This is a genomic window from Nocardioides sp. dk884, assembly GCF_009557055.1.
Taxonomy (GTDB): domain Bacteria; phylum Actinomycetota; class Actinomycetes; order Propionibacteriales; family Nocardioidaceae; genus Nocardioides.
This window is the reverse complement of record NZ_CP045649.1, coordinates 644471-666439: the sequence shown is the minus strand read 5'-3', so window position 1 is coordinate 666439 and position 21969 is coordinate 644471. Positions and strand designations below refer to the sequence as shown.

The 21969-nt window shown below is 73.8% G+C and carries 20 protein-coding genes; 9 read left to right on the top strand and 11 right to left on the bottom strand.

The genetic code is table 11. The features are described from left to right. Positions 1-226: 226 nt before the first annotated feature. Positions 227-979 carry an SDR family NAD(P)-dependent oxidoreductase gene (locus GFH29_RS03205; protein WP_194288904.1) on the top strand — a complete coding sequence of 251 codons (753 nt, stop codon included), beginning with the start codon at positions 227-229 and terminating at the stop codon, positions 977-979. Between the two features lie 34 nt (positions 980-1013). On the opposite strand, the gene GFH29_RS03200 is transcribed toward GFH29_RS03205, so the two are convergent. After that, on the bottom strand, positions 1014-2216 hold the full coding sequence (locus GFH29_RS03200) for a saccharopine dehydrogenase family protein (protein WP_153322019.1): 1203 nt from the start codon (positions 2214-2216) through the stop codon (positions 1014-1016). 53 nt (positions 2217-2269) lie between these two features. Here GFH29_RS03200 and GFH29_RS03195 point away from each other — a divergent pair, with 53 nt between their 5' ends. Genes GFH29_RS03195 through GFH29_RS03185 form a run of 3 tightly spaced genes read left to right on the top strand, consistent with a single transcriptional unit; the run spans position 2270 to position 5248 of the window. Beyond that, positions 2270-4126 carry a beta-propeller domain-containing protein gene (locus tag GFH29_RS03195; RefSeq protein ID WP_153322018.1) on the top strand — a complete coding sequence of 619 codons (1857 nt, stop codon included), beginning with the start codon at positions 2270-2272 and terminating at the stop codon, positions 4124-4126. A 40-nt stretch (positions 4127-4166) separates the two neighbouring features. Further along, positions 4167-4433: a DUF2277 domain-containing protein gene (locus tag GFH29_RS03190; protein ID WP_153322017.1), complete on the top strand. Its 267-nt coding sequence runs from the start codon at positions 4167-4169 to the stop codon at positions 4431-4433. Continuing rightward, positions 4433-5248, top strand: a complete 816-nt coding sequence (locus GFH29_RS03185; protein ID WP_153322016.1) for a Sir2 family NAD-dependent protein deacetylase — start codon at positions 4433-4435, stop codon at positions 5246-5248. The genes GFH29_RS03190 and GFH29_RS03185 overlap by 1 nt, the downstream gene beginning before the upstream one ends. Here GFH29_RS03185 and GFH29_RS03180 read toward each other — a convergent pair. Beyond that, positions 5235-5921 (bottom strand): metal-dependent transcriptional regulator, encoded by a 687-nt coding sequence (locus tag GFH29_RS03180; protein WP_153322015.1) that lies wholly within the window; start codon positions 5919-5921, stop codon positions 5235-5237. The genes GFH29_RS03185 and GFH29_RS03180 overlap by 14 nt on opposite strands. Before the next feature lie 93 nt (positions 5922-6014). On the opposite strand from GFH29_RS03180, the gene GFH29_RS03175 reads away from it, so the two are divergent. From GFH29_RS03175 to GFH29_RS03165, 3 genes are read left to right on the top strand one after another with little or no spacing between them, the layout of a single operon-like run. Further along, on the top strand, positions 6015-7370 hold the full coding sequence (locus GFH29_RS03175) for a cryptochrome/photolyase family protein (RefSeq protein ID WP_153322014.1): 1356 nt from the start codon (positions 6015-6017) through the stop codon (positions 7368-7370). Beyond that, on the top strand, positions 7367-8182 hold the full coding sequence (locus GFH29_RS03170; RefSeq protein ID WP_228387732.1) for a hypothetical protein: 816 nt from the start codon (positions 7367-7369) through the stop codon (positions 8180-8182). Before GFH29_RS03175 ends, GFH29_RS03170 begins: the two co-directional genes overlap by 4 nt. Beyond that, positions 8179-9852, top strand: coding sequence for a glycoside hydrolase family 13 protein (locus GFH29_RS03165; RefSeq protein WP_153322013.1), 1674 nt, complete (start codon positions 8179-8181; stop codon positions 9850-9852). The genes GFH29_RS03170 and GFH29_RS03165 overlap by 4 nt, the downstream gene beginning before the upstream one ends. On the opposite strand, the gene GFH29_RS03160 is transcribed toward GFH29_RS03165, so the two are convergent. The 6 genes from GFH29_RS03160 to pdxH form a co-directional block, all read right to left on the bottom strand. Beyond that, positions 9794-10288 carry a MarR family winged helix-turn-helix transcriptional regulator gene (locus tag GFH29_RS03160; RefSeq protein ID WP_153322012.1) on the bottom strand — a complete coding sequence of 165 codons (495 nt, stop codon included), beginning with the start codon at positions 10286-10288 and terminating at the stop codon, positions 9794-9796. The genes GFH29_RS03165 and GFH29_RS03160 overlap by 59 nt on opposite strands. Continuing rightward, complete coding sequence (locus GFH29_RS03155; protein ID WP_153322011.1) at positions 10288-11847, bottom strand: MDR family MFS transporter; 1560 nt, start codon at positions 11845-11847, stop codon at positions 10288-10290. Before GFH29_RS03155 ends, GFH29_RS03160 begins: the two co-directional genes overlap by 1 nt. 470 nt (positions 11848-12317) lie before the next feature. Further along, on the bottom strand, positions 12318-14258 hold the full coding sequence (locus GFH29_RS03150; RefSeq protein ID WP_153322010.1) for an ABC transporter ATP-binding protein: 1941 nt from the start codon (positions 14256-14258) through the stop codon (positions 12318-12320). Then, complete coding sequence (locus GFH29_RS03145; RefSeq protein ID WP_153322009.1) at positions 14255-15997, bottom strand: ABC transporter ATP-binding protein; 1743 nt, start codon at positions 15995-15997, stop codon at positions 14255-14257. Before GFH29_RS03145 ends, GFH29_RS03150 begins: the two co-directional genes overlap by 4 nt. Before the next feature lie 4 nt (positions 15998-16001). After that, positions 16002-16586 (bottom strand): TetR/AcrR family transcriptional regulator, encoded by a 585-nt coding sequence (locus tag GFH29_RS03140; RefSeq protein ID WP_228387731.1) that lies wholly within the window; start codon positions 16584-16586, stop codon positions 16002-16004. Positions 16587-16635: 49 nt separating this feature from the next. Next, positions 16636-17310: a pyridoxamine 5'-phosphate oxidase gene (pdxH, locus tag GFH29_RS03135; protein WP_153322007.1), complete on the bottom strand. Its 675-nt coding sequence runs from the start codon at positions 17308-17310 to the stop codon at positions 16636-16638. Between the two features lie 83 nt (positions 17311-17393). Here pdxH and GFH29_RS03130 point away from each other — a divergent pair, with 83 nt between their 5' ends. Continuing rightward, positions 17394-18311: an SDR family NAD(P)-dependent oxidoreductase gene (locus GFH29_RS03130; RefSeq protein ID WP_153322006.1), complete on the top strand. Its 918-nt coding sequence runs from the start codon at positions 17394-17396 to the stop codon at positions 18309-18311. A gap of 187 nt (positions 18312-18498) precedes the next feature. Here the strand turns inward: GFH29_RS03130 and GFH29_RS03125 are convergent, their stop codons facing one another. After that, on the bottom strand, positions 18499-19023 hold the full coding sequence (locus GFH29_RS03125; RefSeq protein ID WP_228387730.1) for a GNAT family N-acetyltransferase: 525 nt from the start codon (positions 19021-19023) through the stop codon (positions 18499-18501). 115 nt (positions 19024-19138) lie between these two features. On the opposite strand from GFH29_RS03125, the gene serC reads away from it, so the two are divergent. Continuing rightward, on the top strand, positions 19139-20260 hold the full coding sequence (gene serC / locus GFH29_RS03120) for a phosphoserine transaminase (protein WP_153322005.1): 1122 nt from the start codon (positions 19139-19141) through the stop codon (positions 20258-20260). Here serC and GFH29_RS03115 read toward each other — a convergent pair. Together GFH29_RS03115 and GFH29_RS03110 are read right to left on the bottom strand one after the other, a co-directional pair. Continuing rightward, a complete protein-coding gene (locus GFH29_RS03115; RefSeq protein ID WP_153322004.1) occupies positions 20239-20766 on the bottom strand; it encodes a macro domain-containing protein in 528 nt (175 codons plus the stop codon). The genes serC and GFH29_RS03115 overlap by 22 nt on opposite strands. 2 nt (positions 20767-20768) lie before the next feature. Next, complete coding sequence (locus GFH29_RS03110) at positions 20769-21770, bottom strand: DNA topoisomerase IB (RefSeq protein WP_153322003.1); 1002 nt, start codon at positions 21768-21770, stop codon at positions 20769-20771. Between the last annotated feature and the right edge of the window lie 199 nt (positions 21771-21969).

Here is a 21969-nt window from a genome sequence, read left to right as displayed (position 1 = left end):
CCCACGACGACCGTCACATCATGTCAGGACCGGGCCGGGCCGGACGAAGCAGCCCGACCGCGTGGCGGCGCAGGTCGCGCCGGCGCTGCGCCATCGCCGCGCCGCTCCGCCGCACATCCGAGGAGTGAACCCCACCACCCGGAGCGGCGCCCTCGTCCTAGCCTCGGGCCGGGCGCGTCCGCGCCGTACGACGACCAACGGGTGCACCGAGACCGAGGACATCACTGTGGATCTGGGACTTCGCGGCAGCGCCGCGCTCGTGACCGGCGGCAACCGGGGCATCGGCCTGGCCACCGCCAGGGCTCTCGTGGCCGAGGGGGCGCGGGTCGCGCTGCTCGGGCGCGACACCGAGGCGCTGGCGGTGGCGCGCGAGACGCTCGGGCCGGAGACGGTGACGGTGGTCGCCGACACCACCGACGACGCGCAGGTACGCCGTGCGGTGGACGCCGCGGCCGGTCAGCTGGGCCGCCTCGACGTGGTGGTGAACGCCGCGGCGCCGCGCGCGACCGGCGCCCAGCCGACCGGGCTGGCCGGCCTGGACGAGGCGGACTTCCTGCGCCAGGTCGACACCAAGGCGCTGGGCTATCTGCGCGTCGTGCGCGCCGCGCTGCCCCACCTGCTCGCCGCGGGCGGCGGATCGGTGGTCAACATCAGCGGCATGAATGCCCGCTCGACCGGCGCCATCGCCGGGTCGGTGCGCAACATCGCCGTGGTCGCGCTCAGCAAGAACCTCGCCGACGAGCTCGGCCCGCACGGGATCAGCGTCGTGTGCGTGCACCCCGGCCTGACCGTCACCGAGCGCAACGCCGACGACCCCGAGTACGCCGCGAAGGCCGCCGGCCTCAACGCCCTCGGCCGCGCGATCAGCGCCGAGGAGGTGGCCGATGTCGTGGCGTTCCTCGCCTCGCCGCGCGGCCGGGTCGCCAACGGATCGGTGGTCACCGTCGACGGCGGCCGGCCCGGCGCGATCTGGGCCTGAGCGATCTGGGCCTGAGCGATCTGGGCCTGAGCGCTCAGTCCAGGGTCTCGAAGCGCATCCCCGCCGCCCGCAGCCGCGCGGTCAGGTTGGCCCCCATTGCCTGCGCGGTGGTCACCTGCCCGGCGGTGTGCGGGTTGTCGTCGAAGGCGAGGCACAGCGCCGACTCCGCGAGCATCTTCGCGGTCTCGTCGTAGCCCGGGTCGCCGCCCGAGACCCGGGTGCGCACCGTGCGTCCGCCGCCCTCGCCGACGAAGTCCACGCTGAACCAGGACTTCTCCCGACGCTCCGGCGAGGGACCCTCGCCCTGCTTGACCCGGCTCAGCATCGCCCGGCGCAGCGGACCGACCTGGGCGCCGAGCGCGAGCGCGCCCACGCCGAGCGCCCCGCCCACGGCGTACGGCAGGGACCGGGTGCCGGCGTAGTGGGAGTAGGTGAACTTCGGGCCGTACGCCTCGAGCGCGGCCCCGCTGCGCGCGACCACGAGCGGGTCGATGGTGGGCAGCGGCAGCAGCCACCAGCCGAGCAGCGGGTCCCGGTGGGGGCGCCCGGCCACGGCGCGCGAGGAGCGGCCGTCGGGACGGGGCTCGACCCGGCGACGCTCCGCGGCCGCCTCCCGCATCTGCCGCGCCCGGGACACGGCGGTCAGCGCCGAGTGGAAGGTCCCGCCGGAGAACGTCGCGCCGGCCCGTACGACGCCGCGCACCGACACCGGGCCGGCTGCCTGCAGCTCCTGGACCGTGTAGAGCGCCCCGAGGTCGTGCGGCACCGAGTCGAAGCCGCAGGCGTGCACGAGCCGGGCGCCGGTCCGCTCGGCGGTGGCGTGGTGGGCGAGGTACATCCGGTCGACGAACTCGGGCTCGCCGGTGAGGTCGACGTAGTCGGTGCCGGCGGCCGCGCACGCCGCGACCAGCGGCTCGCCGTGGGTGAGGTAGGGCCCGACCGTCGTGATCACGACCCGCGCCCGGCCCGCGACGGCCGCGAGCGACGCGGGGTCGGTGACGTCGGCGCGGATCAGCTCGAGCTCGCCGAGGTCGGCGTCGGTCGCGGCGAGCCGGTCGCGGACCGCCGCCAGGCGCTCCTCGCTGCGTCCGGCGAGCGCCCAGCGCAGGCCGTGCGGGGCGTTGCGGGCCAGGTAGTCGGCGGCGAGCTCGCCGGTGAAACCGGTGGCGCCGAACAGCACCAGGTCGAGGTCGCGCTCGGGACGGTCGGGTGCGGGTGCGCTCTCGTGGTCGGCCATGGCGACACTCTGACAGGCGGAACCACACCCGCGCGGGCGCCGTCACACCTGCCATGAGCCCTCGCACCCAGCCCCGCCTCGTGCTCGCCGCCACCGCACTGCTCGCGGCGGCGCTCGGCGCCGGTGCCGTGGTCCTCCTCGGCACCGTCGATGAGGACCCCACGACGCAACCGGGTGCCGCTCGCCTCCCGGTCGGCACTCCGGTCATCGCCCCGGCGAGCGGCGAGCTGCGCGCGGCGTCCTCGTGCGCCGAGCTGCTCGACTTCTACGTCGCCCGCGGCCTCGAGCACGTCGGGCCCACCGGCTGGCGGCACCGCCCCGACGTCGTCTACCGCGACGCATCCGGGCTCGCCATGGTGCACGCCGCTGCGCCGAGCGCGCAGCGCGCCCCCGGCAGCGCGACCGGGACCAACGTGCAGGAGAGCGGCGTGGACGAGCCGGACCTCGTGAAGACCGACGGCGAGCTGCTCGTGCGCCTCACCGACACCGGGGTGCTCCGCGTCCTCGACGTCACGGGCGCCGACGCGGTCCCCCGGGGCGAGATCGATCTGGGCGCCCGCTTCGGCAGCGGGGAGCTGCTCCTGGTCGGGGACACCGCGCTGGCCCTGACCGGCTTTGACGGCGAGGTGGAAGCCACGAGCGTCGACCTGAGCGACCCCGGGATCCCGGAGATCATCGGCACGACCCGCTTCGACGGAGCGCTCATCGAGGCCCGCCAGCACGACGACACCGTGCGGCTGGTGCTGGCCGCACCACTGCCCGACCTCGACTTCATGGTCCGGTGGGGACGCAAGCGCGCCGTGGCCGTCGAGCACAACCGCGCGCTCGTGCGGCGCACCACCCTCGAGGACTGGCTGCCCACGGTCACCGTCGAGGGCCGCACCGAGCCGCTCGTGGACTGCTCCGGGGTCGCCGTGCCGAGCCGCCCCGACGGACTCGGCACGGTCAGCGTCGTCGGCCTGGACCCCCGTGACCAAAGCGCCCGCTCCGTCACCACCCTCGCCGCGTCCGCCGACCTCGCCTACCTCTCCGAGGACCGGCTCTACCTCGCCACCGCCGAGCACGACGTCGGCGGCGGGCTGTGGTCCGTCGACCGGAGCACGGGCCCGGTCACCGGCATCAAGATCCCCGATGGGCGGGCCACCGTGCACGCCTTCGAGCTCGCCGACACCGCCACGACGTACGTCGCCAGCGGGCACGTGGACGGCACCCTCGCCGACCGGTGGTCGATGGACGAGCACGACGGCGTGCTGCGACTGGCCGTGGAGCGCTCGCGGCGCACCGACGACGCCACCTCCGTGGTCACCCTCGCCCAGCGGGGGGACACGCTGGTCGAGATCGGCCGGGTCGAGGCGATCGGGGTGCGCCAGGACCTCACCGCCGTGCGCTGGTTCGACCATCTGGCCCTGCTGGTGACCTTCCGCCGCATCGACCCGGTGCACGCGATCTACCTCCGCGACCCCGCGGCCCCCCGCGACCTCGGCGAGCTGGAGGTCCCCGGCTTCTCCGCCTACCTCCACCCGCTCGGGCCGCGCCGGGTGATCGGCCTCGGGGAGGGACCGACCGACAAGGGCTGGGGCGCCCAGGCGGGCCTGTTCGACGTCACCGACCTGAGCGATCTGCGCCGCACCGACGCCCTGTCCCTCGGCCGCGGCACCCGCTTCGCCGCCGCCGAGGACCCCCGCCAGCTGACCTGGCTGCCCGAGCAGCGGACCCTGGTCGCCGTCGTCGAGCGCGGATGGAGCGGTGAGCAGGGACGGATCGTCGCCCTGCACGTCGAGGACGGCCGGTTCACCGAGCGGACGCTGGCCGACCTGGACACCCCGACCGCGCGCGTGCGCACCGTGCCGCTGCCCGACGGACGGCTCGTGCTCAGCACCGACGAGGGCGCCCGGCTGCTCGGCGTGTGAGCCAGGGCGCACCACCGGCGCCCCGCCGTACGCTGGAGGCATGTGCCGCAACATCCGCCAGCTCCACAACTTCGAGCCGCCGGCCACCTCCGAGGAGGTGCACGCCGCGGCGCTGCAGTACGTCCGCAAGGTCAGCGGGGCCGCCAAGCCCTCGCAGGCCAACCAGGCGGCCTTCGACCGGGCGGTCGCGGAGGTCGCGCACGCGACCCAGCACCTGCTCGCCGAGCTGGTCACCACCGCGCCGCCCAAGGACCGCGAGGTGGAGGCGGCCAAGGCGCGCGCCCGCTCGGCCGCCCGCTACGCCTGATGGACCACGCCCTCGACCTGCTCGCGGACCGCCCGCTGGTGGTGCTCACCGGCGCCGGCCTGTCCACCGACTCCGGCATCCCGGACTACCGCGGCCCGCACGCCCCGGCCCGGATGCCGATGACGTACGGCGAGTTCGTCTCGGGCCCCGAGGCTCGGCGTCGCTACTGGGCGCGCAGCCACGTCGGCTGGGGCCGGATGCGACGTGCGGACCCCAACCCCGGCCACCACGCGGTGGCCCGGCTCGACGCCGAGCTGCTGATCACCCAGAACGTCGACGGCCTGCACGAGGCGGTCGGCACCCGGCGGATGGTGGCCCTGCACGGGCGCATCGCCGAGGTCGTGTGCCTGGGCTGTCGCGCGACCACCACCCGCGCCGAGCTGCACCGGCGGCTCTCCGAGCTCAACCCCGGCTGGGCCGAGCGCCACGTCGAGGTGGAGGTGCGCCCCGACGGCGACGTCGCGCTGGAGGAGACCGACGGCTTCGTGGTGCCGGACTGCGCGGGGTGCGGCGGCATCCTCAAGCCGGACGTGGTGTTCTTCGGCGAGAACGTCCCGCCCGCGCGGGTGCAGCGCTGCTACGACGCCGTCGACGCGCTCGCGGACACCGACGGCGCGCTGCTGGTCGCCGGCTCCAGCCTCACGGTCATGAGCGGACTGCGCTTCGTCAAGCGCGCCGCCCAGGCGGGCACCCCGGTGGTGATCGCCAACCGTGGCGCCACCCGGGGCGACCCGCTCGCGACGTACCGCCTCGACGTCGGGTGCAGCGAGTTCCTCACCGCGCTCGTCGAGGCGCGCGACCTCAGAGCCGCTTGACGAAGATGTGGTCGGCCGCCTCGGGCACGATCTCGGCGGTCTCGCCGCCGGAGCCGAGAAGCACGCCGTCGCCGGTCGTGATCACAGTGATGTTCTTGTCCGGCGTCGCGCCCACCCGCCGCAGGGCGCTCATCAGGACCTCGTCCTTCTGCATCTCCTCGGAGATGCGGCGCACCAGCACCCGGCCCTCGGCTTGGCTGGCGACCCGCGAGAGCGGCTCGACGCCGTCCATGAAGTCCTCGGCGACGGCGGTCTGGCCCAGCTCCGCCAGGCCCGGGATCGGGTTGCCGTACGGCGACTCGGTGGGCTGGCCCAGCAGCTCGAGGAGGCGTCGCTCGACGGTCTCGGACATCACGTGCTCCCAGCGGCAGGCCTCCTCGTGCACGAGCTCCCAGTCCAGCCCGATCACGTCGGTCAGGAGCCGCTCGGCGAGGCGGTGCTTGCGCATCACCCGGGTGGCGAGGCGCTGGCCTTCCGCGGTGAGCTCGAGGTGGCGGTCGCCCTCGACGGTCAGCAGACCGTCGCGCTCCATGCGGGCCACGGTCTGGGAGACCGTCGGGCCGCTCTGGTGCAGGCGCTCGGCGATCCGCGCACGCAGCGGGACGATCCCCTCCTCGACCAGCTCATAGATGGTCCGGAGGTACATCTCGGTGGTGTCGATCAGGTCGCTCACCCGGCCATTCTGTCCTATGGGCGATACCCCCGCACATTTGACTTGTTCCAGATTTGACCCAGGTCACCCCGGCGCTGTCATCGTGGAGCGACGATGACCGCCGTCTTCTGGTTCCGCCGCGACCTGCGACTGGGTGACAACCCCGCGCTCCGGGCGGCGTGCGCCTCCGGCCCGGTGCTGGCGCTGTTCGTCCTGGACCCCGCGCTGTGGGGACCGGCCGGTCCCAGCCGGCGCGCCTATCTCCTCGCCTCCCTGAGCGCGCTGGACGCGTCCCTGCGCGCCGAGGGCGGTCGGCTCACGGTGGTCCGCGGCGACCCGGCAGCTCAGGTCCCCCGGGCCGCCGAGGCCGTCGGCGCCAGCGAGGTGCACATCGCCGCCGACCACGGTCCGTACGGCGCCCGACGCGACCGGGAGGTGGAGGCCGCGCTCGCCGCGAGGGGGGTCGCACTGGTCCGGACCGGTTCGGCGTACGCCGTGTCGCCGGGTCGGGTCCGCAAGGCCGACGGGTCGGCGTACCAGGTCTTCACGCCGTTCTCCCACGCCTGGGCCGAGCACGGCTGGCGTGGCCCGGTCGAGGCCCCCTCCGGGGTCGCGTGGCAGCACCTCGACGAGGGCACGACCGAGCTCCCCCGGCCCCGGCTGCCCGCCGGCCTGGAGCTGCCCGAGGCCGGCGAGGACGCGGCGCGGCGCCGGTGGGCGGACTTCCTCGACGACGGCGTCGCCGACTACGACGAGCTGCGCGACCGCCCCGACCTGCCCGGCACCTCGCGGATGTCGCACCACCTGAAGTGGGGCGAGATCCACCCGCGCACCCTGCTCGCCGACCTGGCCCGGCTGCGCGGCGGCGGGGCCCGCGCCTACCGCATCGAGCTCGCGTGGCGGGAGTTCTACGCCGACGTGCTGGACCGCCGGCCCGACACCGCGCGCGACTACCTGCGCCCGGAGTTCGCCCGGATGCCCTACGACCAGCCCGACGAGCGAGTCGAGGCCTGGCGCGAGGGCCGCACCGGGTTCCCGGTGGTGGACGCCGCGATGCGTCAGCTGCGCGCCGCCGGCTGGATGCACAACCGGATGCGGATGGTCGTGGCGAGCTTCCTGGTCAAGGACCTGCACATCGAGTGGCAGCACGGTGCCCGGCACTTCCTGCACTGGCTGGTCGACGGCGACCTGGCCTCGAACAACCACGGCTGGCAGTGGACCGCGGGCTGCGGCACCGACGCGGCGCCGTTCTTCCGCGTCTTCAACCCCACCGCCCAGGGTCGTCGCTTCGACCCCGACGGTGCCTACGTGCGGCGCTGGGTACCTGAGCTGGCCGACCCCGAGCGGGTCCCCGACGCCCACGACCCCTCCACCGAGGTGCGCCAGCGGGTCGGCTACCCGCTCGCGATCCTCGACCACGGCACCGAGCGGCGCGAGGCACTGGACCGATGGGAGACGATCAGACGGTGAGCAGCACACCCACCGTGGCGAACAGCGCCGCAGCAGGCAGCACCCACCCCCTCGCAGCGACCGAGCTGGTCGTCCCTGGCCGCTTCTGCGGCCCGCCCGACTCGGGCAACGGGGGCTGGACCGCGGGCGCCGTCGCCCAGCTCGTGCGCCCCCACGTCAACGGCGCGCGCAGCTGGCGCGCCGTCGAGGTCACCCTGACCGCACCGCCCCCGCTGGACGTCGCCCTGTCCGGCACCGAGGAGGACGGCGTCGTGGTGGTCCGCCACGACGACACGGTGGTCGCGCGTGGCCGAACCGTCACCGACGACCTCGTCGCGGTGCCGCCGGTGTCGCCCGCCCGGGCCCGCGAGGCGTCCGCGGCGTACCCCGGCCACGTCGTGCACCCCTTCCCCGGGTGCTTCGTGTGCGGTCCCGAGCACGAGCACGGCCTGCGGATCTTCCCGGGCCCGGTGGTCCGACCCGGCCCGCACTGGTGGGCCGCGACCTGGACCCCCGACGCCTCGGTGCAGGAGGGGGCCGCGGCCGGCGGACAGCCAGCCCGCGCGTCGCTACCCGTGACCTGGGCGGCGCTGGACTGCATCGGCGGCTGGGCCGGCGACCTCGTCGAGCGCACCATGGTGCTGGGCCGGATGACCGCCCGGGTCGACACGCTGCCCGCCATCGGCGAGGAGCACGTCGTCGTCGCCGAGGCCCGCGGCCAGGACGGTCGCAAGGTCCACGCCGCGACCTCGCTGTACGACGCCTCCGGCGCGCTCCTGGCCACCGCGGAGCAGGTCTGGATCGTCCTTGAGCCCGCCCCCGCCGCCCGATGAGCGCCGCGGACCACGCCGAGCGGCCCGACGCCGGCGAGCAGCCCTGGTGGCGCCACGCGGTGACCTACCAGGTCTACGTCCGCAGCTTCGCCGACAGCAACGGTGACGGCATCGGCGACCTGCCCGGCATCACCGCGCGGCTGCCGCACCTGCGTGACCTGGGCGTGGACGCGCTGTGGATCACGCCGTTCTACACCTCCCCCCAGCACGACCACGGCTACGACGTCGCCGACTACACCGACGTCGACCCGCTGTTCGGCACCCTCCAGGACGCCGACGAGCTGATCGCCCGCGCCCACGACCTGGGGCTGCGCATCATCGTCGACCTGGTGCCCAACCACACCTCCGCGGAGCACGAGTGGTTCCGCGCGGCCCTCGCCGCGGGCCCGGGCAGCCCGGAGCGGGCGCGCTACCTGTTCCGCGACGGCCGCGGCCCGGACGGCAGCGAGCCGCCGAACAACTGGCGCTCGGTCTTCGGCGGTCCTGCGTGGACCCGGGTGCCGGACGGGCAGTGGTACCTCCACCTGTTCGACTCCACCCAGCCCGACCTCGACTGGCGCCACCCGGAGGTCGGCGACATGTTCGAGCAGGTGCTGCGCTTCTGGCTCGACCGCGGGGTCGACGGCTTCCGCATCGATGTCGCCCACGGGCTGCTCAAGGAGGCCACCCTGCGCGACCAGCTGGGCGGGGACGCCGAGCCCGACCACCCGCACGCGATGGTCGAGCGCACCCTGCGCGACGAGCCGATGTGGGACCAGCCCGAGGTGCACGACGTCTACCGCCGCTGGCGCCGCGTGCTGGAGGAGTACGACGGCGACCGGATGCTGGTGGCCGAGGCGTGGACCCAGACCCCGGAGTCGATGGCCCGGTTCGTGCGGCCCGACGAGATGCACCAGGCCTTCAACTTCGCCTGGCTCCTCGCGCCCTGGTCGGCCCGCTCCTTCGCCGACGTCATCGAGGGCACCTTCGCCGCGGTGGAGTCGGTCGGCGCCTCGCCGACCTGGGTGCTCAGCAACCATGACGTCGTGCGCCACCCCACGCGCTACGGCGCCGGCCCCACGGGGCTGGCCCGCGCCAGGGCAGCCACGCTCACGATGCTCGCGCTGCCCGGCTCGGCGTACCTCTACCAGGGCGAGGAGCTCGGCCTGGAGCAGGTCGACGTCGCGCCCGAGCACCGTCAGGACCCGGCCTGGCTGCGCAGCGGCCCGCAGAGCGGCGACCCGGGCCGCGACGGCTCGCGGGTGCCGCTGCCCTGGGAGGGCACCCACCCGCCGTACGGTTTCGGGCCGGGCGCCGCGGAGCTGTCCTGGATCCCCCAGCCGACGTCGTGGCAGGCGCACACGGTGGCGGCCCAGACCGACGACCCGGCCTCCACGCTGGAGTTCTACCGCGAGGCGCTGCGCGCACGGCGCACCTGGGCCGCGACCGCTGGCGAGCGGGTGAGCGACCTCCTCGTCGAGGGCGACGTGCTGCGCTTCCGCCGCGGACCGCTGCTGGTGGTGCTCAACTGCGGCCCCGAGGTGGTCGAGCTGCCCGAGGGCGAGGTGCTGGTGAGCAGCGCGGAGCTGGTCGCGCTCGACAACTCCGGCGCGGACTCCACCGGCATGGGCGTCAGGCGGGGTCTTCCGACGGACTGTGCGGTGTGGGTTCGAGTCCCTCGGTCTCGCTGAGGATCGCGTTGTAGCGGGTGAGCTGGCCGGCGAACCCGGCGAGGTCGTCGTCGGACCACTCCTCCAGGCGTCGGTCGAGCCAGTCCAGGCGCTGCCGGGAGACCGCCTCGAAGCGGCGCACGGCCTCCGGCGTCGCCTCGACGAGCGAGGCCCGCCCGTCCTCCGGGTCCGGGGTGCGGTCGACCAGGCCCAGGTCGACGAGGTGCTGGACCTGCCTGCTGATCGCGCCCTTGTCGACGTTGAAGACCTCGGCCAGCGCGGAGGACCGCATCGGGCCACGCTGCACCAGGTGGCCGAGCATGAGGTACGACGCCGACTGCAGCTGCGGGTCGATCATCCGCGCCCGCACGCCGATCACCTTGCGGACCCGTCGGATCAGCACGCCGATCTCGCGCTCGACGGTCTGCAGGGCATCCTGGCGGCTCGTGGTGGTCATCACCGCCGATTCTCCCCTGTCCCGGTCGCGGACTCCACCGCCGGTTGGCCAGTCGCCTCCGGCACCCCGCCCACGGTCGTGCGCAGCGGCACCTCCTTGATCAGCACGACGCACACGAACGCCAGGATCGCCGCGGGCACCGCGATCAGGTAGAGCTCGCCGATCGACGCGCCGTACGCGTGCTCCCAGATCGCCGCCTCCGCGCCCGGCAGGGTGCGCAGGTCCGGGATCGCGTGGCCACCGGATTCGACGCTCGGCACGAGCTGGGCCTCGCGGTAGCCGGCGACCACCCGGTCCGCGACCTGGGTGCCGAGCACCGCGCCGAGCACCGAGACGCCGGCCGAGCCGCCCAGGCTGCGGAAGAACGCGACCACCGAGCTGGCGGCGCCGAGCTCGGAGACCGCGACGTTGTTCTGCACCGCGAGGACGAGGTTCTGCATCGTCGAGCCCATGCCCAGGCCGAGGATCCCCATCCAGACGCAGACCGCGACCAGGTGGGTGCTCTCGTCGATGGTGCCGAGCAGCGCCAGGCCGGCGACGACCAGCGCCATGCCGCCCACCAGCCACCGCTTCCAGCGCCCGGTGCGGGTGATCACCCGGCCGCTGACCAGGCTGGAGACCATCAGCGGGACCACCAGCGCGATCGTCATCAGCCCCGCCTTCGTGGGGGTCATGCCGCGGGCGAGCTGGAAGTACTGGCTGAGGTAGACCGTCGAGCCGAACATCGCCACGCCCACCAGGGTCGAGGCGATCGTGGACAGCGTGATCGTGCGGTCCTTGAACAGCGTCATCGGGACCACCGGCTCCGCGGCGACCTTGATCTCGACGTACACCGCGGCGGCGAGCACCACCACTCCGGCGGCGACGAGCGCCGCGGTCGTGGTGGAGGCCCAGGCGAACTGGTTGCCCGCGAGCGAGACCCAGACCAGCAGGATCGAGACGCCCGCCATGATCAAGGTGGCGCCGAGGTAGTCGATGCGGACCTCACGCTTGACCACCGGCAGGTGCAGCGTCTTCTGCAGCAGCACGAACGCCGCGAGCGCGACCGGCAGGCCGATCGCGAAGCAGCCGCGCCAGCCCAGCGGGCTGTCCACGATGACGCCGCCGATCAGCGGCCCGCTGACCGTGGCCACCGCGAACACCGCGCCGATGTAGCCCGAGTAGCGGCCGCGCTCCCGCGGGCTCACCATCGTGGCGATCACGACCTGCACCAGGGCGGTCAGGCCGCCGATGCCGAGGCCCTGCACGACCCGGGCGCCGATCAGCAGCTCCATGCTGTGCGCGAAGGTGGCGATGACCGAGCCGACCGAGAAGATCACCAGCGCGGTCTGCACCAGCATCTTCTTGCTGAACAGGTCGGCGAGCTTGCCCCAGATCGGGGTGGTGGCGGTCATCGAGAGCAGCGTCGCGACGACCACCCAGGTGTAGCCGGTCTGGCTGCCGTCGAGGTCGGCCACGATGCGCGGCAGCGCGTTGCTGACCACGGTGCTCGACAGCATCGCCACGAACATCGCGAGCAGGAGGCCCGAGAGCGCCTCGAGGATCTGGCGGTGACTCATCGCCGTCTCGCCCGCGGATGTCTGCTGGATCACAGTGTCTCGCTTCACATCGGAGCCAAGGTTGCCTGGATCAACCTTATTCCCGAGTCGGCGCGAATGGCGGCGCGAGTCGGCGCGAATGGCGGCGCGAGTCGGCGCGAATGGCGGCGCGAGTCGGCGCCAATGGCGGCGCGAGTCGGCGCCAATGGCGGCGCGAGTCGGCGCCAATGGCGGCGCGAGTCGGCGCCAATGGCGCGAAATGGGGCGACCCGCAGGCGTGGCCCCGGGGATTCCGGGAGCCGGGCCGGGGGGACGGAGTCCGGCGCGCCTGCGGGTCGGGTGGCTGCGGTGGATTCGCCGCAGCGGCGCGGCTGCTAGCGGGCAGCCACCTCACGCGTCCTGAAGCTCTTCACTGTTCGGACCACCTCCTTTCCCGTGTCCTTCCACGGTACGTCGCGCGCCGGGACGCGACAACGAGTTTTGCCGCTGCCTCAGTCGGCCACCGGCGCGGCCTCGAACTGCGCGCGGTGCAGGCGCGCGTAGGCGCCCTCGGCCTCGAGCAGCTCGGCATGCGGGCCCTGCTCGACGATCGCGCCGTCCTCCATCACCAGGATCAGGTCGGCGTCGCGGATCGTGGAGAGCCGGTGGGCGATCACGAACGAGGTCCGGTCGCTGCGCAGCGCGGCCATCGCCTGTTGCACCAGCAGCTCGGTGCGGGTGTCCACCGAGGAGGTCGCCTCGTCGAGGATCAGCAGCGCCGGGTCGGTGAGGAAGGCCCGGGCGATCGTGATCAGCTGCCGCTCCCCCGCAGACAGGTTGGAGCCGTCCTCGTCGACCACCGTGTCGTAGCCCTCGGGCAGCGAGTGCACGAAGCGGTCCACGAAGGTCGCCCGCGCCGCGGCGAGCACCTCCTCCTCGCTGGCGCCCGGACGCCCGTAGGCGATGTTGTCGCGGATCGTGCCGCCGAAGAGCCAGGCGTCCTGCAGGACCATCCCGATCCGGCCGCGCAGGTCGGCGCGGGACATGCCGACGATGTCGTGGCCGTCGATGGTGATGCGTCCCGAGTCCAGGTCGTAGAAGCGCATGATCAGGTTGACCAGCGTGGTCTTGCCGGCGCCGGTCGGCCCGACGATCGCCACGGTCTGGCCGGGCCGGGCGACCAGCGAGAGGTCCTCGATGAGCGGCCGCTCGGGGTCGTAGGCGAACGACACGTGCTCGAAGGCCACCTCACCGCGGGTGATCTCCCCGCCGCTGCCGGCCGGCGGGTCGGCCGGCTCCTCCGGGGCGTCGAGCAGCTCGAAGACCCGCTCGGCCGAGGCGACGCCGGACTGCAGCAGGTTGACCATCGAGGCCAGCTGGGTGACCGGCTGGTTGAACTGGCGCGCGTACTGCACGAACGCCTGCACCTCGCCGATCGACAGCGACCCGCTGGAGACCCGCAGCGCGCCGACGACGGCGATCACGACGTAGCCGAGGTTCCCGACGAACATCATCGCCGGCATGATCAGACCGCTGATGAACTGCGCGGCGAAGCTGTCGCGGAACAGCCCCTCGTTCTCCTCGGCGAAGGTCTGCTCGACCTCCTCGCGGCGCCCGAGCACCTTGACCAGCGTGTGCCCGGAGTAGGCCTCCTCGACCTGGGAGTTCAGCGCGCCGGTGCGCCGCCACTGGGCCACGAACCGGCCCTGGGAGCGCTTCATGATGGCCCGGGTGACGATCAGCGACAGCGGCACCGAGACCAGCGAGACGAGCGCGAGCGCCGGGGAGATCCACAGCATCATCGACAGCACGCCGACGACGGTCAGGATCGCGGTGAGCAGCTGGCTCATCGTCTGCTGGAGGGTCTGGCTGATGTTGTCGATGTCGTTGGTGACCCGGCTGAGCAGCTCCCCGCGCGAGGAGCGGTCCACGGCCGCCAGCGGCAGCCGGTGGATCTTGTCCTCGACGTCGCCGCGCATGCGGCGCACGGTGCTCTGCACGATCGTGTTGACCAGCAGGCCCTGGAGCCAGGAGAACAGCGAGGCGAGCAGGTAGACACCGATCGCCAGGCCCAGCACCCGGCCCACGGCGCCGAAGTCCACGCCCTGGCCCGGGACGACGTCCTGGCCGCGGATCGCCTCGGGCAGCTCCGACTGCGGGGTGCCCGCCGGGAGGTCGCCGGCCAGCAGCCCGTTGAAGACCAGGTCGGTGGCGCGGCCGAGGATCGTCGGGCCGATCGAGACCAGTGCGACCGAGGCGACGGCGAGCACGACCACCGCGATCGCGGTGCCCCGCTCGGGGCGCAGCCGAGCGACGAGCCGCTTCGCCGAGGGCCCGAACGTCATCGCCTTCTGCGCGACCATGCCGCCGCCGGGGCCGCGACCGGGGCCGCCCGGGGGCGCCTCGATCCGCTCGGTCTCGCGCAGTCCTGCGGGCTTGCGGGGGGTGCTCATGCGGCGTCTCCCTCCTCGACGCCCAGCTGGCTGGCGACGATCTCGCGGTAGGTGGGGCAGTCGAGGACCAGGTCGTCGTGGGTGCCCAGCCCCACGACGCGGCCGTCGTCGAGCACGACGATCAGGTCGGCCTCGAGGATCGTGGAGACCCGCTGCGCGACGACCACCACGGTGGCCTCGGTGGTCACCGGGCGCAGCGCGGCGCGCAGCCGCGCGTCGGTGGCCACGTCGAGTGCCGAGAACGAGTCGTCGAACAGGTACAGCGAGGGACGTCGTACGACGGCGCGCGCGATGGCGAGCCGCTGGCGCTGCCCGCCGGAGAAGTTCGACCCGCCCTGGCTGACCGGGGCGTCGAGGCCCTCGGGCATGGCCTCGACGAAGTCGCGGGCCTGGGCCACCTCGAGGGCGGCCCAGAGGTCGGTCTCGGTCGCGTCCGGGCGCCCGTGCAGCAGGTTGGCGCGCACCGTGCCGCTGAACAGCCAGGCCTTCTGCGGCACCAGGCCGAGGTCGGACCACAGCTCGTCGGGGTCCAGCTCCCGCACGTCGGTGCCGGCGACGCGCACCGTGCCGGAGGTGGCGTCGACGAGGCGGGCCAGCAGGTTGAGCAGGGTGGTCTTGCCGGAGCCGGTGGACCCGACCACCGCGATGGTCTGGCCGGGGCGCGCGGAGAACGACACGTCGCACACGACGGGGTCCGCGGCACCGGGGTAGGCGAAGGAGACGCTCTCCACGTCGAGCCAGCCGCGACGGGCGGGATCGAGCGGCACCGGGTCGGCCGGCGGCGTGACGGAGGTGCGGGTGTCGAGCACCTCGGCGATCCGGTCCGCGCAGACCGCGGAGCGCGGGACCTGCATCAGCATGAAGGTCGCCATCATCACGCTCATCATGATCAGCATCAGATAGCTGAGGAAGGCGGTGAGCGAGCCGACGCCGGTCTCCCCGGAGTCCACCCGGTGCCCGCCGAACCAGATGACCGCGACGCTGCCGAGGTTGACCAGCAGGATCACGATCGGGAACAGGCTGGCCATCCAGCGCCCGGCGCGCAGCGCCACGTCGGTGAGCTCATCGTTGGCGCGCCCGAAGCGGCGGGTCTCGTAGGGCTCGCGCACGAATGCGCGCACCACCCGGATGCCGGCCACCTGCTCGCGCAGGATCCGGTTGACCGCGTCGATGCGCACCTGCATCAGCCGGAAGCTCGGCACCATCCGGCTGACCACGAACCCGACGGCGACGAACAGCGCCGGTACGACGACCGCCAGCAGCCAGCCCAGCCCGGCGTCCTCGCGCAGCGCCATCACGATGCCGCCGACCATCATGATCGGCGAGGTCACCGCGATGATCGAGGCCATCGCCACCAGCATCTGCACCTGCTGGACGTCGTTGGTGGTGCGGGTGATCAGCGACGGGGCGCCGAGCTGGTTGACCTCGCGCGCCGAGAACGTCTGCACGCGGTGGAACAGCGCGCCGCGCAGGTCGCGGCCCAGGCTCATCGCGGCGCGCGCGCCGTACCAGGCCGAGCCGACGGAGGCGAGCAGCTGCACGAACGAGACGGCCAGCATCACGGCGCCGACGCGCACGATGTAGCCGGTGTCGCCGCTCACGACGCCGCGGTCGATGATGTCGGCGTTGAGGCTGGGCAGGTAGAGCGCGGCGACGACGCCGAGGCCCTGGAGCAGGACGACGGCGAGCAGCCAGCGGCGGTACGGCGCGAGGTGCTCGCGCAGGAGCCGGATCAGCATGGGGTCACGACCTTCCGGGGCGGTGGAGCCCGTGGAGCACGGTGTCGACGGCCTGCTCGGGGGTGAGCAGCCGGCCGTCGGAGAGGGCGGGGTGGCTGCCGACGAAGACCAGCAGCCGCAGGCGGTGGGCGAGCTCGTCGGCGGGGACCACGAGATCGGCGGCGTCGGGGCCGATGACGTCGACGACGAGCGCGAGCAGCTCCTCGAGGCGGTGCCGCTCGCCGTCCCCCTCGGCCCCCGGGGGCGGGGTGACCAGCCCGAGCTGGCCCATCAGCTCGAAGGTGGAGCGGTAGCGCTGCTGGAGGATCTCCGCGACTGCCACCATCCGTTCCTCGAACGGGCGGCTGCGGTCGATCCCGGCCAGCCGCTCGGCGACGGCGCCGGGCACGAACGCCCGCGCGATGGCGGCGTCGACCAGGTCGTCCTTGGAGTCGAAGACACGGAAGATCGTGCCCTCCGCGACCCCCGCGGCCGCGGCGATCTGGCGGGTGGTGACCCCGCGCCCGTGGCGGCGCAGCAGCTCGAGGGTCGCCTCGACGAGCGCGGCTCGCCGCTGCTCGGGCGACATCGGCGCGGCACGTGGTGACATGGGTTCCATGTTAAGTGAGTGAGCGCTCACTCACATCCGGTTCCTCGCCTTACGGCGCGAGTCGCTCGGTGCGCCAGCCCGCGCCGGCGCGGCGATAGACGAGCCGGTCGTGCATGCGCCCGGGCCGGCCCTGCCAGAACTCCACCGCCGCCGGGCGCACGACGAACCCGCCCCAGTGCTCGGGCGTCGGCACGTCGCGATCCTCGAAGCGCGTGCTGACCTCGTCGTACGCCGCGGCGAGGGCCCCGCGGCCGGCGACGACACGCGACTGCGGCGAGGCCCAGGCGCCGAGCTGGGAGCCGCGCGGACGACCCGAGAAGTACGCCTCGACCTCGGCGCGACCCAGCGGCTCGGCCACCCCGTCGATGCGGACCTGGCGCTCCAGCGGGTGCCAGGGGAAGAGCAGCGAGCACCGCGGCTCGGCGCTCAGCTCGGTGCCCTTGCGCGACTCGCGGTTGGTGAAGAAGACGAAGCCCGGCCCCTGCGGCCCGGCCTCGGCGTGCATGCCCTTGAGCAGGACCATCCGCGACGACGGCGCGCCGTCGGGACCGACGGAGGAGACGACCATCGCAGTCGGCTCGTAGAGCCCGGCAGCGATCGCCTCGGCCAGCCAGCCCCGGAACATCGTCATCGGGTCCGCGGCGAGGTCGCTCTCGGTGAGACCGCCCGCGGCGTACTCCTCGCGCAGGGCGGCGAGGTCGGGCAGGGACGACTCGCGGCTCATGCTTCGACCCTAGCCACGCCTGCCGCACGGGCGCCTGCGCCGAACCCCTCCCGCGCCGGCGCGGGGGCTGGCACACTCCACGCATGTCTGTGACCCAGCGCACATCCGGCTCCGAGTCCGCCCTCCCCCACGCCGGCCGGTACGCCGGGTGCAGCGCGATCGTCACCGGGGCCGGCTCCGGGGTCGGCGCGGCGCTGGCCCGCGCGCTGGTGGGCGCCGGAGCGCACGTCTGGCTGGCCGACCTCGACGAGGAGGCGGCGACCCGGGTGGCCGCCACCCTCGCCGATCCCGAGGCCGGGCCGGGCACCGCGCGGCCCGCGCGGCTCGACGTCACCGACGCCGCCGCGGTGGCCGCACTCGTGCACGAGGTCGCCGACGAGCACGGGCGCCTCGACCTGCTGTTCAACAACGCGGGGATCACCTTCGGCGGAGAGACCGAGGACCTCACCCTCGAGCAGTGGAACGCGATCATCGACGTCAACCTGCGCGGGGTGGTGCACGGCGTGCACGCGGCGTACCCGCTGATGGTGCGCCAGGGCGCGGTCGGCGGGCGGGGCGGGCACATCGTCAACACCGCCTCGATGGGCGGGCTGATGGCGGCCGGGCTGATCACCTCCTACGTCGCGACCAAGCACGCGGTCGTCGGGCTCTCGCTCGCGCTGCGCTCGGAGGCCGCCGCGAAGGGCGTCGGCGTGACCGCGATCTGCCCCTCCGCCGTGGAGACCCCGCTGCTGGAGAAGGGCGAGCTCGGCCGGTTCCGCGGTCGTGACTACTACCTCAAGGGCCAGGGCGTACGCCGCCCGCTCGACCCCGACGTGCTCGCCGACCGGGTGCTCGCGGCGGTGGCCGCCGACCGGCCGCTCCTGGTCACCCCACTGCAGGCGCGGCTCGCCTGGCGCCTCGGGCGCCTCTCCCCCGCGCTGGTCGCCCGCTCCTCGATCGGCTTCGTGGGCCGCCAGCGCCGGTTGCAGGCCGCCCGCGCCGCCCGCGCGGTGCGCTGAGCTCCTCCGCCCACCCGGCGAGCAGCGTGTCCGTGCGCCCTTGCCGCTCGGGCCCGGGGCCGGTGCTTTTCGGCGCAATTGCTGGGTTTGGCACCTCCGAGCGGCGGCCGAGACCGGTGTTTTTCCTAGCAATTGCGCCGAAAAGTACGTGCCGCCCGGCCCCCGACCACCCCGCCCGTCGGGACCCTCAGCCGATCCGCTTGGCGAAGGAGCGGTTGATCGGTGAGTCCCGGTAGTGCCCGAAGCCGGGGATCTCCTCATAACCGGCGGAGAGATAGAGCTCGATGGCCTCCGGCTGGCGGTCGCCGGTCTCCAGCACGAGCGCCTCGTAGCCGGTCGCCGCCGCGCTGGCCTCCAGGTGCGCGAGCATCCGGCGGGCGTGCCCGCGGCGCTGGGCGGCCGGGACGACGTACATCCGCTTGACCTCGGCGGTGGCGCGGGTGCCGCAGGCCTCGACGCCGGAGCGGCGCCACGCGCCGGTGGCCACCGCGACGCCGTCGGCGTAGCCCACGAAGAAGCTCCCGCCCGGGGGCAGGAACTCCGCCGGCTCCACCGGGCTCTCGTCGCGCCCGCCGTAGCGGCGGACGTACTCCTCCTGGACCTCCTCGACCAGCCGCCGCGCGTCGGGGTCGTCGTAGCCGACGCGCACGATCTCCAGCCCGCCGGGCACCCGCTCGTCGGGCGCGGTCGCCCGTCCCTCTGCTCCGCTCACGCCCCCATGATCACCCGGCCCGCGATTCATCGCGCCCCCGGCCGGGCTGACACAATGGAGGGGCTGACAGCGCGGTCAGGTTGAGCCTCGCCGCCCTCTCCCGAAAAGGCAGTCCATGAGCCCCGCCCCGAAGATCCCCGCCGACCTCCTTCCCGCGGACGGACGCTTCGGCGCCGGCCCCTCGAAGATCGAGGCCGCCCACCTCGACGCGCTCGCCGCGACCGGGACGTCCCTGCTGGGCACCTCCCACCGCCAGGCGCCGGTGCGCGAGCTGGTCGGGCGGGTCAAGGACGGGCTGGCGAGCTTCTTCTCGCTGCCCGAGGGTTATGAAATCGTGCTCGGCAACGGCGGCGCGACGGCGTTCTGGGACGTCGCGACGTTCGGCCTGATCGAGGAGCGCAGCCAGCACCTCACGTTCGGTGAGTTCTCCGCGAAGTTCGCCCAGGCCGCGACCCGGGCTCCGTGGCTGGCCGACCCCTCGGTGATCGCCGCCGAGCCCGGCACCCGTGCGGAGCCGGTCGCCGAGGCCGGGATCGACGTCTACGCCTGGCCGCACAACGAGACCTCGACCGGCGTGATGGCACCCGTCGTGCGCCCCGTCGGTGCCGACGACGGCGCGCTGGTGCTCATCGACGCCACCTCGGGCGCGGGCGGCCTGCCGGTCGACCTGACCGAGACCGACGTCTACTACTTCGCCCCGCAGAAGTCGTTCGCCTCCGACGGCGGCCTGTGGCTGGCCACGATGTCGCCGGCCGCGCTCGAGCGCGCCGAGCGGATCGCGGCGAGCGGTCGCTACGTGCCGGCGTTCCTCGACCTGCCGAGCGCGATCGAGCAGTCGCGCAAGAACCAGACGCTCAACACCCCGGCCATCGCCACGCTGTTCTTGATGGCCGAGCAGCTGGACTGGATGAACGCCCACGGCTCGCTGCCGGGCATGGTCGAGCGCACCACCCGCTCCTCCTCGGCGCTCTACGCGTGGGCCGAGCGCACGCCGTACGCCTTCCCCTACGTCGCCGAGCCCGCCGAGCGCTCCCTGGTGATCGGCACCATCGACTTCACCGAGGACGTCGACGCGAAGGCGCTGGCGGCCGCGCTGCGTGCCAACGGCATCAGCGACACCGAGCCCTACCGCAAGCTCGGGCGCAACCAGCTGCGCATCGCGATGTACCCCGCGGTCGACCCGGCCGACGTCGAGGCGCTCACCGCCTGCATCGACTACGTCGTCGAGCGGCTCTGACCGCTCGCCAGCCGCGCCCGCACCACGTCGTACGCCGCGGGGCCGAAGGCCACGATCCGCACCTCCTCGACGCCGCTGCCACGCGCCTCGGCGGTCGCGACCCCCTCCAGGGCCGCGTCGACGGACTCCTCGGCCGACCAGCCGTAGACGCCGGCGCCCACGAGCGGGAACGCGATGCTGCGCACGCCGAGCTCGTCGGCGACCTCCAGCGCCCGCACGTAGCAGGAGACCAGCCGGGCGCGGTCGGTCTCGCCGGCGTGCCGGTCCGGGCCCACGACGTGCACCACCCACCGCGCCGGAAGCACCCCGGCCGTCGTCCAGCCGGCGTCGCCGGTCGCCAGCCCGTCGGGGAAGCGGCGCACGCAGTCGGCGAGCACCTCCGGTCCCCCGACCCGGTGGATCGCCCCGTCCACTCCCCCGCCGCCGCGCATGCCGCGGTTGGCGGCGTTGACGACCGCGTCGACCTCCTGCATGGTGATGTCGCCCTCGACAGCGGTGACCTGCATCCTCACTCCTCCCTCAGCAGCTCGAGCGTCGCGGCCTCCAGGGCCGCCTGCCGCTCGTCGGGTGTGTCGTAGTCCCCCGCGGTCGCGCGGTCGAGCGTGCGGCCCTGCTCGTAGGCCTCGACGACGCGCGGGTCGACGTAGGAGGAGCGCGCCAGGGTCGGGGTGTTGCCGAGGAAGCTCGACACCTCCTTCATCGCGGCACTCACCGCGCGGCGCCGCGACGCCTGCGACTCGCCGTGCTCCTCGGTCTCGGCCAGCGCCGCCGCGGCGAGCACCGTGGCGTGCCAGGTGCGGAAGTCCTTCGCGGTGGCCTCGATGCCGGTGGTGCTGCGGATGTACTCGTTGACCAGCGCGGGCAGCAGGTCGCGCCAGCTGCGCCCCTCGCGGTAGGACAGCAGCCGCCCGGCCCCGCGACGCCGGCGCATCTCCTCGATGGTCTGCACGACGACCTTGTCGTCGATCTCGATGCGGTGCTCGACCCCGGATTTCCCGACGAACCCGAAGACCAGCCGGTCCGAGCGCCGGCGGACGTGGCGGCGCTCCAGCGTGGTCAGCCCGAAGCTGCCGTTGGTGTCGGCGTAGACGTCGTTGCCGATGCGGAAGTAGCCCAGGTCGAGCAGCCGTACGGCGGCCGCGCAGGCCCGCTCCAGCGGCATCCCGGTCACCCCGAGGTCGCTCACCACGACCTCGCGGGCTGAGGCCAGCGCGGCGCCGAAGGCCAGCATCCGGTCGAACTTCTCCGCGTCGCGGCGCTCGCGCCAGGCCGGGTGGTAGAGGTACTGGCGCCGCCCGGCCGCGTCGGTGCCGACCGCCTGCAGGTGGCCGTTCGGGTGCGGCGTGACCCACACGTCGGTCCAGGCGGGCGGGATCACCAGGTCCCGCACCCGCTCGGCGTCGTCTTCCTCGAGCCGCGCGCCGTGCTGGTCGAGGTAGACGAAGCCGCGCCCGGCCCGCCGCCGGGTCCAGCCCGGCTGGTCGGGGGAGGTACGGCGCAGTCGAGGCACGCCTCGAAGTAGCCGCAGCGCAACCCGGACAAACCCCCGCCCCTCGCGTCGAGTCGAGAGCTCTGCCGGTCGAGTCGAGAGTTTGTGCGCGTTGAATCGAGACTTTCGACCGTCGAGTCGGTACGCCGCGCACCATTGGCGCCGACGCCGCGCACCATTGGCGCCGACTCGGCGCACCATTGGCGCCGACTCGCCGCAC

What these genes read in the sequence shown, in the direction of transcription:
- GFH29_RS03115 (WP_153322004.1), bottom strand. Translation starts at nt 20,766, where the DNA reads ATGCAGGTCACCGCTGTCGAGGGCGACATCACCATGCAGGAGGTCGAC.
- GFH29_RS03185 (WP_153322016.1), top strand. Translation starts at nt 4,433, where the DNA reads ATGGACCACGCCCTCGACCTGCTCGCGGACCGCCCGCTGGTGGTGCTC.
- pdxH (WP_153322007.1), bottom strand. Translation starts at nt 17,310, where the DNA reads ATGAGCCGCGAGTCGTCCCTGCCCGACCTCGCCGCCCTGCGCGAGGAG.
- GFH29_RS03190 (WP_153322017.1), top strand. Translation starts at nt 4,167, where the DNA reads ATGTGCCGCAACATCCGCCAGCTCCACAACTTCGAGCCGCCGGCCACC.
- GFH29_RS03140 (WP_228387731.1), bottom strand. Translation starts at nt 16,586, where the DNA reads ATGTCACCACGTGCCGCGCCGATGTCGCCCGAGCAGCGGCGAGCCGCG.
- GFH29_RS03150 (WP_153322010.1), bottom strand. Translation starts at nt 14,258, where the DNA reads ATGAGCACCCCCCGCAAGCCCGCAGGACTGCGCGAGACCGAGCGGATC.
- GFH29_RS03175 (WP_153322014.1), top strand. Translation starts at nt 6,015, where the DNA reads ATGACCGCCGTCTTCTGGTTCCGCCGCGACCTGCGACTGGGTGACAAC.
- serC (WP_153322005.1), top strand. Translation starts at nt 19,139, where the DNA reads ATGAGCCCCGCCCCGAAGATCCCCGCCGACCTCCTTCCCGCGGACGGA.
- GFH29_RS03155 (WP_153322011.1), bottom strand. Translation starts at nt 11,847, where the DNA reads ATGAGTCACCGCCAGATCCTCGAGGCGCTCTCGGGCCTCCTGCTCGCG.
- GFH29_RS03130 (WP_153322006.1), top strand. Translation starts at nt 17,394, where the DNA reads ATGTCTGTGACCCAGCGCACATCCGGCTCCGAGTCCGCCCTCCCCCAC.
- GFH29_RS03195 (WP_153322018.1), top strand. Translation starts at nt 2,270, where the DNA reads ATGAGCCCTCGCACCCAGCCCCGCCTCGTGCTCGCCGCCACCGCACTG.
- GFH29_RS03145 (WP_153322009.1), bottom strand. Translation starts at nt 15,997, where the DNA reads ATGCTGATCCGGCTCCTGCGCGAGCACCTCGCGCCGTACCGCCGCTGG.
- GFH29_RS03160 (WP_153322012.1), bottom strand. Translation starts at nt 10,288, where the DNA reads ATGACCACCACGAGCCGCCAGGATGCCCTGCAGACCGTCGAGCGCGAG.
- GFH29_RS03165 (WP_153322013.1), top strand. Translation starts at nt 8,179, where the DNA reads ATGAGCGCCGCGGACCACGCCGAGCGGCCCGACGCCGGCGAGCAGCCC.
- GFH29_RS03200 (WP_153322019.1), bottom strand. Translation starts at nt 2,216, where the DNA reads ATGGCCGACCACGAGAGCGCACCCGCACCCGACCGTCCCGAGCGCGAC.